The 14,010-nt window shown below is 63.0% G+C and carries 11 protein-coding genes and 2 pseudogenes; 9 read left to right on the top strand and 4 right to left on the bottom strand.

Translation table 11 applies throughout. From position 1 onward, the window contains the following. On the bottom strand, positions 1-362 hold a 362-nt coding region (locus IQK56_RS29095; protein ID WP_193901926.1), incomplete at its 3' end, for an AraC family transcriptional regulator. 166 nt (positions 363-528) lie between these two features. Between IQK56_RS29095 and IQK56_RS29100 the strand changes: the two genes are divergently transcribed. The 4 genes and pseudogenes from IQK56_RS29100 to IQK56_RS29110 all read left to right on the top strand — a co-directional run bounded on the left by IQK56_RS29100 (position 529) and on the right by IQK56_RS29110 (position 5,366). Beyond that, positions 529-1,551: an alpha/beta hydrolase gene (locus IQK56_RS29100; protein ID WP_193863738.1), complete on the top strand. Its 1,023-nt coding sequence runs from the start codon at positions 529-531 to the stop codon at positions 1,549-1,551. Then, positions 1,551-2,159 carry an MFS transporter gene (locus IQK56_RS31470; protein WP_279649497.1) on the top strand — a complete coding sequence of 203 codons (609 nt, stop codon included), beginning with the start codon at positions 1,551-1,553 and terminating at the stop codon, positions 2,157-2,159. The genes IQK56_RS29100 and IQK56_RS31470 overlap by 1 nt, the downstream gene beginning before the upstream one ends. A gap of 189 nt (positions 2,160-2,348) precedes the next feature. After that, entirely contained in the window at positions 2,349-2,735 is a 387-nt protein-coding gene (locus IQK56_RS31475) for an MFS transporter (RefSeq protein ID WP_279649498.1), read from the top strand. Positions 2,736-2,809: 74 nt separating this feature from the next. Next, positions 2,810-5,366: pseudogene (locus IQK56_RS29110) on the top strand (bifunctional diguanylate cyclase/phosphodiesterase). On the opposite strand, the gene IQK56_RS29115 reads toward IQK56_RS29110, so the two are convergent. Then, positions 5,341-6,132 (bottom strand): AraC family transcriptional regulator, encoded by a 792-nt coding sequence (locus tag IQK56_RS29115; RefSeq protein WP_150676834.1) that lies wholly within the window; start codon positions 6,130-6,132, stop codon positions 5,341-5,343. The pseudogene IQK56_RS29110 and the gene IQK56_RS29115 sit on opposite strands and share 26 nt — an antisense overlap. A 144-nt stretch (positions 6,133-6,276) precedes the next feature. Between IQK56_RS29115 and IQK56_RS29120 the strand changes: the two genes are divergently transcribed. Together IQK56_RS29120 and IQK56_RS29125 are read left to right on the top strand one after the other, a co-directional pair. Then, positions 6,277-7,488 carry an MFS transporter gene (locus IQK56_RS29120; RefSeq protein ID WP_122310104.1) on the top strand — a complete coding sequence of 404 codons (1,212 nt, stop codon included), beginning with the start codon at positions 6,277-6,279 and terminating at the stop codon, positions 7,486-7,488. A 108-nt stretch (positions 7,489-7,596) separates the two neighbouring features. Further along, positions 7,597-8,763 carry a GGDEF domain-containing protein gene (locus IQK56_RS29125; RefSeq protein ID WP_193863740.1) on the top strand — a complete coding sequence of 389 codons (1,167 nt, stop codon included), beginning with the start codon at positions 7,597-7,599 and terminating at the stop codon, positions 8,761-8,763. Here IQK56_RS29125 and iolG read toward each other — a convergent pair. Further along, a complete protein-coding gene (iolG, locus tag IQK56_RS29130) occupies positions 8,760-9,764 on the bottom strand; it encodes an inositol 2-dehydrogenase (protein WP_193863741.1) in 1,005 nt (334 codons plus the stop codon). The genes IQK56_RS29125 and iolG overlap by 4 nt on opposite strands. 35 nt (positions 9,765-9,799) lie before the next feature. Beyond that, positions 9,800-10,825, bottom strand: coding sequence for a LacI family DNA-binding transcriptional regulator (locus IQK56_RS29135; protein WP_150676839.1), 1,026 nt, complete (start codon positions 10,823-10,825; stop codon positions 9,800-9,802). A gap of 123 nt (positions 10,826-10,948) precedes the next feature. Here IQK56_RS29135 and IQK56_RS29140 point away from each other — a divergent pair. From IQK56_RS29140 to IQK56_RS29150, 3 genes and pseudogenes are all read left to right on the top strand, one after another. Then, positions 10,949-11,793: pseudogene (locus IQK56_RS29140) on the top strand (SDR family oxidoreductase). Further along, on the top strand, positions 11,793-12,917 hold the full coding sequence (locus IQK56_RS29145) for a phytanoyl-CoA dioxygenase family protein (RefSeq protein WP_193863742.1): 1,125 nt from the start codon (positions 11,793-11,795) through the stop codon (positions 12,915-12,917). Before IQK56_RS29140 ends, IQK56_RS29145 begins: the two are co-directional and overlap by 1 nt. Before the next feature lie 37 nt (positions 12,918-12,954). Then, positions 12,955-13,878 (top strand): sugar ABC transporter substrate-binding protein, encoded by a 924-nt coding sequence (locus IQK56_RS29150; protein WP_193901927.1) that lies wholly within the window; start codon positions 12,955-12,957, stop codon positions 13,876-13,878. Positions 13,879-14,010: the final 132 nt, after the last annotated feature.

A 14,010-nucleotide genomic window follows, 5' to 3' on the forward strand; every position in this document is an offset into this window, starting at 1 on the left:
TCGCGCTTGGGCGGCAACTCACTCTGGGCGATCAGCTCGGCCAATATGCGCAGGTCCAGCTTGAAGGTCAGCCCCAGGCACGGCCGCGCAGGGCTCGCCTGCAGCACTTCGGAATTGGCCGGTATATCCAGCGACGTCACCAGAAATCGCGACGTGTCATACGGATACCCTTCGCCACCTACCCATAACTGCTTCTGACCTTGGGCGACCAGCACGATGCTTGGTTCGACCATGCACACCACCGGTGTGCACGGCTGCTCGCGCCGATAAAACCCCAGGCCCGGGATTGGCATGGGGCTGTCCCCCGGTGCGGCGATGCGCGAAGCGATGGCGTGAATCAGCGCGTCCAGATTGTTCTTCATAACCCGCCCTTTTTCGTTGGTCAACGAACTGTACCCCGCACAGCCCATGGCGTCCCCGGTAACCGCCGAGACTCAGAGCATCAGGCAAGTAATCCAGCGGAACGCACTACAGAACCTACGGACACACCGGGAAAATGTACGGACCAACCCCTTCAAGGAACCACCCATGAAACGCCTCTTGCTTGCCCTGGGTTTGCTGGTGACGTCGTTAACTGCTCTGGGAGCCGATATGTCCAACGGTGCTGACAACTTCTACACAAGCGACAAGGTGACGGTCGAAAAGGTCACCTTCAACAACCAATACGGCCTGCAGGTTGCCGGCAACCTGTTCGTGCCGAAAAAGCTCGCCGCTGGCGCAAAAAACCCTGCAATCATCGTCGGCCACCCCATGGGGGCCGTCAAAGAACAGAGCGCCAACCTGTACGCCACCAAAATGGCCGAACAGGGCTTCGTCACACTGTCCCTGGACCTGTCGTTCTGGGGCGAAAGCGCCGGCGCACCGCGCAACGCGGTGCTGCCCGACCTCTACGTCGAAGACTTCAGCGCCGCCGTGGACTTCCTCGGCACCCGGCCGATGGTCGACCGCGACCGCATCGGCGTGATCGGTATCTGCGGCAGCGGCAGCTTTGCCATTGCTGCAGCAAAAATCGACCCACGCCTCAAGGCCATCGCCACCGTCAGCATGTACGACATGGGCGCGGCCAACCGCAACGGGCTCAAGCACGGCGTCACGCTGGAACAGCGCCGGCACATCCTGCTGCAGGCGGCGAACCAGCGCTACGTGGAGTTCCAGGGCGGCGAAACCCTCTACACCAGCGGCTCGCCGCTCACGCTGACGGGCAACCCGGTGGGTGACGAGTTCTTCGATTTCTACCGCACCCCACGCGGCCAAGTCACGCCTGCCGGTGCATCGCCACAGACCACCACCATGCCGACGCTGACCAGCAACGTGAAGTTCATGAACTTCTACCCGTTCAACGACATCGAGACAATCTCCCCGCGCCCAGTGCTGCTGATTAGCGGGGCTAACGCGCATTCCCGCGAGTTCAGCGAGGACGCCTACCAGCGTGCGGCCGAACCGAAAGAACTGCTCATCATCCCCAACGCGGGCCATGTGGACCTGTACGACCGGGTCAACCTGATTCCGTTCGCCCACCTCACCGCCTTCTTCAAGAACAACCTCAAGTGATGCCCAGTCACTCGACTGCACCGCGCTGGGGCGCGGTGCTCGCCATGTCCCTGGCGGCCTTTACATTGGTCGCCTCGGAGTTTATGCCGGTGAGCCTGCTGACGCCGCTGGCGGCTGACCTCGACATCACTCAGGGACAGGCCGGCCAAGGCATCTCTGTGTCGGGGCTGTTTGCCTTGCTCACCAGCCTGGTGATTGCCGGCGTGGCGGTCCGGGTGGATCGCAAGCGCCTGTTGGTGGCTCTGACCCTGCTGATGATCGTGTCCGGGACGGTGGTAGCCCTAGCGCCGAATTACCTGATCTTCATGCTGGGGCGCGCACTGATCGGCGTGGCGATTGGCGGGTTTTGGTCGCTGTCGGCCGCCACCGCCATGCGCCTGGTTCCCGAAGCCCAAGTGCCGCGTGCCTTGGCCATGGTCAACGGCGGCAACGCCCTAGCAACGGTGATTGCCGCACCGCTCGGCAGCTTTCTCGGCGGGATGATCGGCTGGCGTGGCGCGTTTTTCTGCGTGGTGCCGGTGGCAGTGATTGCCGTGGTGTGGCTGCTGATCAGCCTGCGTCGATCAAGACCCACGGCGAGGCAAAGACCGCCAATGTGCTGCGCCTGATGAAACACCCGCCGGTGGCCATGGGCATGCTGGCGGTCAGTGTGTTTTTCATGGGCCAGTTCATGTTGTTCACCTACCTGCGACCGTTTCTGGAAACGGTCACCCAGGTCAGCGTATCCCTGTTGTCGCTGATGCTGCTGGTACTCGGTCTGGCCGGTCTGGCGGGCACGTTTCTGATCGAACGTTTTTTTGAAGCGCAGCCTGTACCCCACGCTGATTGCTATCCCGCTGCTGATGGCGTTGATCGCCCTCGCCTTGGTCGCTTTCGGCAGCTCGACCGGGATGACGACCCTGTTGCTGGGACTCTGGGGCCTGGTCGCCACCGCCGCCCCCGTGGGCTGGTGGACCTGGCTGGCAAACACCCTGCCCGACAATGCCGAGGCTGGGGGCGGCTTGATGGTTGCGATCATCCAGTTGGCGATTGCTTCAGGTGCCACAGTGGGAGGCGTGGTGTTTGATGTCAGTGGTTATCAGGCGACGTTTGAGTTGAGTGCGACGCTGCTGTGCGTGGCCGCGTTGCTGGCGTGGGCGACACGCCGGGTCAGTTATCGCGCCGGGCGCTTGAGCACCGCCTGACGCGCTCAACCTTTTTCCAGGGCCGCCGATAAGCTGTCATACTCCTGACATGCAGCGAGGCCCTGCGCGAAATAATGCCCAACTCTCTCGCTCCAATCGTCCGTTCGCTGTCCACCCGTACCAGCCTGTCGCTGACGCGCACGTCACTGTTCAACTTCATGGTCTTGTTGGCCGTTGTCTTTGCGGCCGCGGCTTACTCGCTGCTTTACATTGCCCATGAACTGGACCACACCGAGCAGGCCGAAAGCGCGTTCCATACCCGCAAAGCCATGCAGTCCATGGAAAAAGCCATGCGGGTGACGGTCAAGGATTACGCATTCTGGAGCGATGCCTACAAGCACCTGCATATCGAGGTCGACAAGGAGTGGGCCTACACCCGTGGCAATATCGGCTCGACACTGTTCCATGATTTCGGCTTTCAAGGCCTGTTTGTGGTCAACGACACCAACCGCACCGTCTACGCGGTGGTCGAGGGTGAACTGCAAGCCTTTGAAGTCAGCGAATGGCTCGACCAGCCCCTCACCCAGCTTCTCGAACAGGCCCGCGCCGGTGCCGACGACGAAACGCCCGTGAGCACGTTCATCAACGTACGCGGCAGCCCGGCGCTGGTGGCCGCCGCCGCGATCACCCCAGGCACCGACCCCACTGTGCTTGCGGATGACAGGCCAGCCTCGGTGCTGATCTTCGTCGACATTCTCGACAGCGCCAAACTGGGCCGCATCGGCGATGACTTCGGCGTGGACAACCTGCACATCGCCAGCCCTGGCGACATCGCCAAGGGCGTGTTTCTGCCCCTCGGCGACCACGGCAGCGCGGGCAGCCTGTACTGGCAGCCGGAGCAGCCTGGCCGGCGCTTGATCGGTGTCGGCCTGCCCTTGCTGGGCCTGGCCGCGTTGCTGGTGTGCCTGATGACGTGGGTGATTTTGCGCCGCAGCACCGCCGCTGCCCTGGCCCTGGATGCCAGTCATAGCTCATTGCAAACCAGCCAGAGCGCCTTGGCCACCAGCGAAGCGCGCTTTCGCGATGTGGTGGAGGCCAGTTCCGACTGGGTCTGGGAGATCAACGCCGCCTCGCGCTTTACCTACCTGTCGGAGCGTTTCGAAAGCGTGACCGGGTTGGCCCGCGACGCGTGGATCGGCGCAGCCATGAATGACCTGCTGGGCACCGAAGACGGGCTGTTGTCACAGTGGTTGTGCACCCCCGGCCGCGCCCGGACCTCAGCGTGCAATGCCTGTATGTGGATGCCAAGGGACTGGAGCGCACCACCCGGCTGTCGGCGCGAAAAATGCCCTGCGGAGGGTTTCGCGGCACGGCTACCGACGTGACCGAAGAGGTCGAGGCGCGCAGACGCATCGAATTCCTGTCCCAGCATGACGCGCTGACCGGGCTGCCCAATCGCACACGCCTGCAAGTCTTCCTCGGCGCCAAGCTCAAGGCACTGCCGACCCTTGAGCAACCTGTGGTGATGCTCAGCCTGGACCTGGACCGGTTCAAGCCGGTCAATGACTTGCTCGGGCATGCCGCCGGCGACCGTGTGCTCAACGAAGTGTCGAGCCGCCTGACCGATTGCGTACGCCACGGCGACCTGGTGGCGCGGGTTGGCGGCGATGAGTTTGTGCTGATCCTCAGCGAGGCCGGCACCCTGAACGAAGTCGAAAACCTTTGCCGCCGCTTGATCGCCTCCATCGAACGGGCCATTCGCATCGATGAGCAGGAAGTGTTTATCAGCGCCAGCATCGGCATTGCGCTGGCACCCAATGACGCCAGCGACGTCACCGAACTGCTGCGTTACGCCGACATCGCGCTGTACGAGGCCAAGTCCGCTGGGCGCAATACCTGGCGCTTTTACTCCGGCGAGATGAATGCGCGGATCATCGAGCGTCGTCGCCTGGAAAGTGATCTGCGCTACGGCATCACGCATGGGGAATTGCGCCTGCACTTCCAGCCGCGTTATCGCATTGCCGATGGCCAGATGGTCGGCGCCGAGGCGCTGGTGCGTTGGCAACACCCGGACCGCGGCCTGATCGCGCCAGACACCTTTATCCCGATTGCCGAAGAGTCAGGCTTGATCCTGTCGCTGAGCGATTGGGTGCTCGAAACCGCGTGCGCCTGTGCCGCGCAGTGGCCGGATGGGTTGTTCGTGTCGGTGAACCTGTCGCCCACTGAGTTCAAGCGCGGCAACCTGATGGAACGCGTGCGTCACGCGTTGCAGGTCTCGGGGATCGACCCGGCGCGGATGGAACTGGAAATTACCGAAAGCGTCATGCTCGAAGACGCGGTCGCGCGCTGGACGTGATGCGCGCCCTCAAGCAACTGGGCATCCGCATTGCCATGGACGATTTCGGCACCGGGTATTCCTCGCTGAGCTACCTGCGTGCGTTCCCGTTCGATGGCTTGAAGATCGACCGCAGCTTCTTGTCCCGGCTGGAAGAGAGCGAGGACGACCAGGCCATCATCCACGCCATCGTCGGCCTGGGCCGCGCCCTGGCGCTGACGGTCACCGCCGAAGGCATCGAAACCGCCGAACACCTGGCGATGCTCAAGGCCGTGGCCTGCGATGAAGGCCAGGGTTACTTCCTCAGCCGCCCCCTGGATATCGACGCGTTCAACCGCTTGCTGGGTCCTGCTTGAAGAACAGGCTCGGCGTCTTGCCGAACTGCTTCTTGAACATGCTGGTGAAGGCGCTGGGGCTTTCGTAGCCCAGCTCCAGCGCCACGTCGATGATCTTTTCGCCGATCGCCATGCGCTCCAGGGCCAGTAGCAGCCGCGCCTGCTGGCGCCATTGGCCGAAGGTCATGGCGGTTTCCTTGCGGAACAGACGCTGGATGGTCTTCTGATCCAGGTCCAGGCGCTCGCTCCAGTCCGCCACCGTCGAGGCATCGCCCGGATCCTGTTGCAGCGCAAGGCAAATGCGCTGGATCCGCGGGTCGGCCGGTTGCGGCAGGGATAACGGCAACGCGGGCAGGTCAGCCAGTTCGTCGAGGATCAGGTGCATGATCCGCGCATCCCGCGAGTCCTCGGCATACGGCGGCTTCAGGCTGACCGAGGCTTTGATCAGCTCGCTCAGCAGCGGCGAGATACTCACCGCCTTGGTTTGGGTGGGCAGATTGGGGAAGCTGTCGGGGCGCACAAACACGCTGCGCATTTTCAGCGGGCCCACGCAGCGCAGGGAATGCACATGCCCGCAGGGCATCCAGAAGCCGCGATTGGGCGGCACGGTCCACTGGTTCTGCGCCGAATGCACTACCATGACCCCCTCGGTCGCGTAGAGCAGTTGATGCTTCTCGTGGCTGTGATCGGGGATCACCCAGTTTTCCGGATAGTCGGTGGCCGAACTGATCACGGCCCACTCGCCTTCGTCGATCTCCTGCAGGAATTTATCCAGTGATTTGATCATTTAGCCCTTTTTGCGACAGTTACCGCCCGAATTTCGTGAGACAGACATTTTTACTGAATCTAGCATAAACCCCGACACAATTTGAAATGGACCGCCAACCACGTATTGGCTGCCCTTGTTCACCGCCTTGTATGGAATGCCTGCATGTCGACACTCACCGCGTCACCCGCCACTGCCACCCCTGCGCCCCAGGCAAGCCCCCTGGTCATGCGCATCCTCGGCGCCTGTGCCCTGGCACACTTGATCAATGACCTGATCCAGGCCGTGCTGCCGTCGATCTACCCGATGCTCAAGGCCAACTACGGGCTGACGTTTGCCCAGGTGGGGCTGATCACCCTGACCTTCCAACTGACCGCCTCGCTGCTGCAACCGTGGATCGGCTACCACACTGACCGTCATCCCAAGCCCTGGCTGCTGCCGGCCGGCATGGTGTGCACCTTGATCGGTATCCTGATGCTGGCGTTTGTCGGCAGTTTCCCGGCGATCCTGCTGGCAGCGGGGCTGGTGGGCGTGGGCTCGTCGACCTTCCACCCGGAAACCTCCCGCGTGGCGCGCCTGGCCTCCGGCGGGCGCTACGGCCTGGCGCAGTCGACCTTCCAGGTCGGCGGCAACACTGGCAGTGCGTTGGGCCCGTTGCTGGCAGCGGCGATCATCATTCCCTACGGCCAGGGCAATATCGCCTGGTTCGGCCTGTTCGCCGTGTTCGCGATTATGGTGCTGTACGGCCTGAGCCGCTGGTACCGCAACCACCTCGCCCTGTTCAAGCTCAAGCAAGGCGGCAAAGCCACCCACGGCTTGTCCAAAGGCCGCGTGACGTTTGCCCTGGTGGTGCTGGCAGTGCTGGTGTTCTCCAAGTACTTCTACATGACCAGCCTGACCAGCTACTTCACGTTTTACCTGATTGAAAAATTCCACCTGTCGGTATCGAGTTCCCAGATGTACCTGTTCCTGTTCCTCGGTGCGGTGGCCGTGGGCACCTTCGCGGGCGGACCGATCGGCGACAGGATCGGCCGCAAGAAAGTGATCTGGTTCTCCATCCTCGGCGCCGCGCCCTTCACCCTGGCCCTGCCCTACGTCGACCTGTTCTGGACCGCCGTGCTCAGCGTGGTGATCGGCTTTATCCTGGCCTCGGCGTTCTCGGCCATCGTGGTGTTTGCCCAGGAACTGGTGCCGGGCAACGTGGGGATGATCGCGGGTGTGTTCTTCGGCCTGATGTTCGGCTTCAGCGGGATTGGCGCGGCGTTGCTCGGTTTGCTCGCCGATAACCACGGCATCGAGTACGTCTACAAACTGTGCTCGTTCCTGCCGCTGGTGGGCATCCTGACGGTCTTGTTGCCATCGACCAAAGGCGTCTGATCGGCCGGTCATCGGCTGGCTGTGTGCTATTACCCAGAAAGCTCTGAAAAACCTGCGTGTGCGCTTACAATCCCGGTTTGAACGCACACCAGGCAGACCCGGCAAGACATGACGCTCGACCCTCCTACGATTCTGGCACTCACCGTTGCCCTGGCAGCCGCTGCCGCCCTTTACCTGCTGGTTGAATGGCGCAGCGTGCGCGAGCCCTCGCTGCTGTTGTGGAGCAGCGGTTTCGCCACCATCACCATCGGCTCCACCCTGGCCCTGTTGCGCATCAATGGCTTTTTAGTCATCGGTATCTGGTTCGCCAACGGCTTGCTGGTAACCGCCCACTTCCTGTTTCTGCTCGGCGTAGCGCGGTTTACCCAAGTTCGGGTGTCGCGTGCCTGGGTCCTGATGCCCGTGATCTGGTTCGCCATGCTCGCCTTGCCGGCCGACCAGTCCTGGTCCAAGGCCATGCTGGCGGTGCAATCGCTGTTGGTAGCCCTGCCCACCCTGCGCGCCAGTTTCCTGCTGCGGCCCCATGGCCGGTCCCTGAGCGTCGGCGCGGTGCAACTGCGTTTCGTGCTGCTGCTCCACGGGATCTTTTACGTGGCCAAGGCGCTGTCGGTGGTGATCCCCGGCACCTTGATCGACCTCGCCGCCTTCAAGGGCGAAATCATCCAGGTCTCCCTGGTCGAAGGCGCCATGGCAATCATGCTGATTGCCCTGTCCATGACCGGCTCCGAACGCTACCGCCGCGAACAACACATCGCCCGCCTCGCCGCCCGCGACCCACTGACTGCCCTCTACAATCGCCGCGCCCTCGACCTGCGCGCCCCGCGCCTGCTGGCCCAGGTCTGCGCAACCCAACCCGGCGCCCTGCTGCTGATCGACATAGACAACTTCAAAGGCGTCAACGACCTCCACGGCCACACCGCCGGCGACCGCCTGCTGATTGCCCTGAGCGAAATGATCCGCGCCGTCGTGCCCCGAGGCGCATTGGCGGCGCGGCTGGGCGGCGATGAGTTTGTGATCCTGCTGAACCCGGCGTCGACCGAGCAGATCGTCGAACTGGGCAGCCGCCTGCGCGGGCAGTTCCAACAACTGGCCGCGCAGAGCTTCAGCACCCCGCAGCCGGTGACCCTGAGCATCGGCGCCAACCTGTTCGATCAGCCGCCGGAGAGCCTGGCGGCGTTGATCGAACAAGGTGATTCGACGTTGTATGAGTCCAAGCGGGGTGGGCGGGACAGTATTCGGTTGGTGGATAGGACCGGCGTCAGTACCTACCGCTAGAGATCGTAATTCACCCCCACACTCCGCCCCGTCCTCACCGACTCCAACGCACACTCCGCCAAATGCAACGCATACAACCCATCCCGCACGCTGGTGGGCAGCTCGCGACCGTCGTTCAGCGCATCAATGAATTGGGTCAGCTCATTGCGATAGGCATCCGCATACCGCTCCAGGAAAAAATGCTGCAACGGCTCCAGCGCTTCAGTGTGCTCGGCCCCCCAGTGGCGCAGGGTGCTGGGCCGGTGGTTGTCGGTGAGCAGGACGCCGGTGGCGCCGGAGACTTCGACGCGTTGGTCGTAGCCGTACACCGCCTGACGGCAGCAGTTGATGTGGCATTGCTTGCCGGAGGCCGTGCGCAGCAGGACCATGACGCTGTCGTAGTCGTCGATCTGTTCCAGGGTGGGGTCGACCAGGCGACTGGCGATGGCGCTGACTTCCACGGGTTCTTCGCCGAGCAGGTGGCGGGCGGTGTCGAAGTCGTGGATGGTCATGTCGCGCAGGATGCCGCCGGAGTGCGCCAGGTAGTCACGCGGGGCCAGGCCGGGGTCGCGGCTGGTGATGATGACTTGGCGCACGGCGCCGATCTGGCCGGCGTCGAGGGCTTGGCGCAGGCGCAGCATGTCGGGGTCGAAGCGACGGTTGAAGCCAAGCATGACATTGCCGCCCTGGCGCTCCACGGCTTGGGCGGCGCTGCGGGCCTTGGCGATGTCGAGGTCGATGGGTTTTTCGCAGAGTACCGCTTTGCCTTCGGCCACCGCCGCCAGCATCAGGTCGATATGGGTGTCGGTCGGGGTGCCGATCACGACGGCGTCGATGTCTTTGCGGGCGAGCACGGCGGCGCAGTCGTAGGCCGCCTCGCAGCCCAGTTGCGTGCTGAGCGCATCGACGCCCTCGCGCCAGGGGTCGGCCACCAGCACCAGCGTGGCGTTGGAGTGGGCGGCGACGTTAGCGGCGTGGATCTTGGCGATGCGCCCGGCACCTAGAACGGCAATACGTAGCATGGTTGAACTCCTGATGTTGTTTTTAAAGGGAGTACTCAGTCCGGCAGGTTGAACGGTGTGACGATCTGCACCTGTGACGGCGCAATCGGCCCGGCCTTCCATAGCCGATGGTGTTGCAGGATGTGCAGGAACACATGGCGCGCATCGATCTGCAGGTTGTGGTCGATGATCGCGGCGACTTTTTCTTCGCGCAGCAACTGGCGGTTTTCTTCGTCAAGGTCGTGGCCGATAAACACCTCCAACGGGCGCTCCAGGGCGGCGAAGGCATCGACAATGGCGCGGTTGCCGCCGCCGACGCTGTACACCGCCTTGAGTTCGGGATGTTGTTTAAGCGCCTGGCTCACGCGTTCGAACGTGCGGTCGTACACGCCGTAACCGCCGCTGATGTCCAGCACCCGCAAGTGCGCCGCCCGCCCACGCAACCAGGCGCGAAAGCCCATCTCGCGCTCTTCTTCGCCACGGAACAGCTCGCTGCCGATCACCACGGCCACGTCCTGGGGCTGCGCAGGCAGCCAGCGGGACATCAGGTAGGCGGCCGTCTGGCCGGCGGTGCGGTTGTCCATGCCCACGTAGCCGATGCGCTCGCTTTGCGGCAAGTCCGTCACCAACGTCACCACCGGAATGCCCGCCGCGATCAGTTGCTTGACCGCCTGGTTCACCGCTGGCTCATCGGCGGCCTTGAGCACCACGCCCTGGCTGCCGGTGTCGAGGCAACGCAGCAACTGGTCGTGCATGGCCTGGGGCTCGATTTCTTCGAACAGGTGAAAGCGCGGTGCAATGCGAAACGGCGCCAGGCTGCCCAGTTGCGCGACGATCGCCGCCTGCACCGCCGCGCTGAAGCGCTGGGGCGTGTGCATGATCACGTCGACATGGAAGGTGCGCCCCACCGCCAGGCCGTTTTTTTCCTGGGACTCCAACTCATCCAGCGCCTGCTCGATGCGCCGCGAGGTCTGCGCATGCACGCTGCCGCGCTGGTGCAGCACGCGGTCGACCGTGGCTTTGCTCACACCGGCCTGCGTCGCGAGTTGCTTGATGGAGAAGTGTTTGGCACGTTCGAGCATGGGTTTCGCCTGAGGTGTTTTTGAGGTCTTATTTGGGCGTTACTGAGGTTTTGCAATGCTAGTCTCCGTTTTGCCCGCCGTCGAGCCGGGCGATGAAAACAACAAAAAATCCAGGAGAACTTCATGCCTAACACCGATCTCGCCACCTCGTTCAGCGGCCAATACTTTGTCGTCACCGGCAGCACCCAAGGCCTGGGCGCGGCGGTGGCCCACACCCTGGCACGACGCGGCGCCGCCGGGCTGATCATCTGTGGCCGCCGTCGTGCCCAGGGTGAAGAGCAAGTGCGGCAACTGGCGCAACTCGATTGCCAGGCATTTTTTGTCGAGGCGGACCTGGAGAAAGTCGAGGATTGCCGGGCGATCATCGACGCGGCGCGCACCCATTTCGGCACCTTGCATGGGCTGGTGAACTGCGCGGGGATGTCGGACCGCGGCACCATCCTCGACACCTCGCCGGAGCTGTTCGAACGGCTGTTTGCGGTGAATGTGCGGGCACCGTTTTTCCTGATGCAGGAAGCGCTCAAACTGATGATCAGCAATGGTGTGGAAGGCGCCGTGGTGAATATCCAGAGCGTCACCGGGCATGGCGGCAGTCGTTTTTGAGTGCCTACGCGGCGTCCAAGGGGGCCCTGGCGATCCTCACCAAGAACGTGGCGTTCAGCGCCCTGCGCAACCGTATCCGGGTGAATGGCTTGAATATCGGCTGGATGGACACGCCCCACGAGGATGATATCCAGCGCCAGTACCACGGTGCCCAGGACGGTTGGCTGGCCAAGGCTGAAAGCGCGCAACCGTTCGGACGCTTGCTCAAACCCGAGGAAGTGGCGCAGAGCGTGGCGTTTTTACTGTCCCGCGAGTCGGGGATGATGACCGGCTCGGTGATCGATCTGGAGCAAGGCGTGGTCGGTTGCACCGACGGCGGCAGCCCGCAACCACATCAGGCCCTGAGCCTGTCGGGAGGTGCGTGATGTCGGCGTTTGTCAGCGCCGAGGCGGTGCGCCTGGAAGACTTCCAGCGGCTGTGCTCGCAACAGGCCCATGCCAAGGATTATCCGCTGTGCGCCGAGGTGGTCAGCAATGTGCCGATCTATCGGGCCCACACCCTGCGTAACAGCGACCGCCGCGCGGTGATGGATGAACTGCACCGCCTGTTCCGCGATGGACCGGGGGTGATGGTGGTGCGCCAGGCCTATGAGGACCTGGAGGTGGTGGACCGCCATAGCCAGGTGTTCGAGGCGATCTTCGCCACTGAGGCTGCACAAGGCGTGGCCGCCGATCATTTTGCCAAGGCCGGTAGCAACGGGCGCATCTGGAACTCGCTGCAAAAGGCGGCGTTAGTGTCGCCGGAATCCTTTGTCGAGTATTACGCCAACCCGCTGCTGGGGCTGATTGCCGAGGCGTGGCTGGGGCCGAGTTACCAAGTCACGGCCCAGGTGAATGTGGTGCATCCCGGCGGGCAGGCGCAACAGCCGCACCGGGATTACCACCTGGGTTTCCAGACCAACGACGTGGTGGAGCGCTTTCCTCTGCCGCTGCACGTGCTGTCGCAATACCTGACGTTGCAAGGCGCGGTGGCCCACACGGACATGCCGCTGGAAAGTGGGCCGACCCAGTTGCTGCCGTTTTCCCAGCAATACGCCTTGGGCTATTTGGCGTGGCGGCGCGAAGATTTTATCGACTATTTCCAGCAGCACGCCGTGCAACTGCCCCTGGATAAGGGCGATCTGCTGTTCTTCAACCCGGCGCTGTTCCATGCCGCCGGCACCAACCGCACCGTCGACCGCCATCGCATGGCCAACCTGCTGCAAATCTCCTCGGCGTTCGGCAAACCGATGGAAGCCCTCGACCGTGACCGCATGATGCTGGCGGTCTACCCGGCGCTGCTGGCCAACCCAACGTTGGATGCCCAGGCCGTGATTGCCTGCACTGCCGATGGCTATTCCTTCCCTACCAACCTCGACACCGACCCACCGTTGCAGGGCCTGGCCCCGCAAACCGGGCAACAGTTGATGCAGCAAGCTCTCAACGAACGCTGGCCCTATTCGGACTTCGCCGCAGCCGTGGCGCAGATGCGCGCCAAGCGTCAGGCATGAATCGCTTTAACAACAACAAAAACAGCGGAGCACCATCATGAAGAAGCAATTCCTTGCGGCACTGTTTACCCTGGCTGTCAGCCCTTGGGCCCTGGCCGATATACGGATCGGCGTGAGCATCGCCCAGGTCGACGATGTGTTCCTCGCGCAAATGCGTGACTACATGGCGGCCCACGCCAAGGAACTGCCCGGTGTAACCCTGCAGTTCGAAGACGCCCAAGGCGATGTGGTGCGCCAGCTCAACCAGGTGCAGAACTTCACCGCACAAGGCATGGACGCGATCATCGTCAACGCGGTGGACACTGCCGCCACCCAGAAAATGACGGTGAATGCCCAGCAGGCGAAGATCCCGCTGGTGTACGTCAACCGTCGTCCGGAGTTCAAGGACGTCCCGCCGGGCGTGGGGTACGTGGGCTCGGATGAGATCAAGGCCGGCGAAATCCAGATGCGTTATCTGGCGCAGAAAATGGGCGGCAAGGGCAACCTGGCGATCATGCTTGGGCTGCTGTCGAACAACGCCACGCACAACCGGACGCTGGGCGTGAAGAACGTGCTCAAGGACTACCCCGATATCAAGATCGTCGAGGAGCAGAGCGCCGAATGGCAGCGCAGCAAGGCGATTGACCTGATGAACAACTGGATTGTCTCGGGCCGCAAAATCGATGCGGTGGCGGCGAATGCCGATGAAATGGCGATTGGCGCGGCCATGGCGATCAGCCAGGCGGGCATGCAACCGGGCAAGGACATATTGGTCGCCGGCAGCGATGGCGGCGCGGCCGGTCTGGACGCGGTCAAAAAAGGCCAGTTGCTGGTGACGGCGTATCAGGACAACAAGGGGCAAGCGGTCGGTTCGATTGACCTGGCGGTGAAGATGGTGAAAAAACAGCCCTACGAGGCTGAGCTGACCATCCCTTACCAACAGATCACCAAGGATAACTACCAGACGTTCCTCAACCCTTGATCGATTTGGGTCAGTAAGAGGCTTTGGTGGTGAGCGCGCCTTTGTGGTGAGCAGGCTTTGGTGGTGAGCGGGCTTGCCCCGCGCTGGGCTGGCGCCAGAGCCCCATCAAGCCGCCCCCGTTTTTCCAGACAA

This window comes from Pseudomonas cyclaminis (genome assembly GCF_015163715.1).
GTDB lineage: Bacteria > Pseudomonadota > Gammaproteobacteria > Pseudomonadales > Pseudomonadaceae > Aquipseudomonas > Aquipseudomonas cyclaminis.

Bases quoted from the DNA above. Each gene is read 5' to 3' on its own strand.
- IQK56_RS29135 (WP_150676839.1), bottom strand. From the start codon at position 10,825: ATGCTCGAACGTGCCAAACACTTCTCCATCAAGCAACTCGCGACGCAG.
- IQK56_RS29100 (WP_193863738.1), top strand. From the start codon at position 529: ATGAAACGCCTCTTGCTTGCCCTGGGTTTGCTGGTGACGTCGTTAACT.
- IQK56_RS29115 (WP_150676834.1), bottom strand. From the start codon at position 6,132: ATGATCAAATCACTGGATAAATTCCTGCAGGAGATCGACGAAGGCGAG.
- IQK56_RS29145 (WP_193863742.1), top strand. From the start codon at position 11,793: ATGTCGGCGTTTGTCAGCGCCGAGGCGGTGCGCCTGGAAGACTTCCAG.
- iolG (WP_193863741.1), bottom strand. From the start codon at position 9,764: ATGCTACGTATTGCCGTTCTAGGTGCCGGGCGCATCGCCAAGATCCAC.
- IQK56_RS29150 (WP_193901927.1), top strand. From the start codon at position 12,955: ATGAAGAAGCAATTCCTTGCGGCACTGTTTACCCTGGCTGTCAGCCCT.
- IQK56_RS29120 (WP_122310104.1), top strand. From the start codon at position 6,277: ATGTCGACACTCACCGCGTCACCCGCCACTGCCACCCCTGCGCCCCAG.
- IQK56_RS29125 (WP_193863740.1), top strand. From the start codon at position 7,597: ATGACGCTCGACCCTCCTACGATTCTGGCACTCACCGTTGCCCTGGCA.
- IQK56_RS31470 (WP_279649497.1), top strand. From the start codon at position 1,551: ATGCCCAGTCACTCGACTGCACCGCGCTGGGGCGCGGTGCTCGCCATG.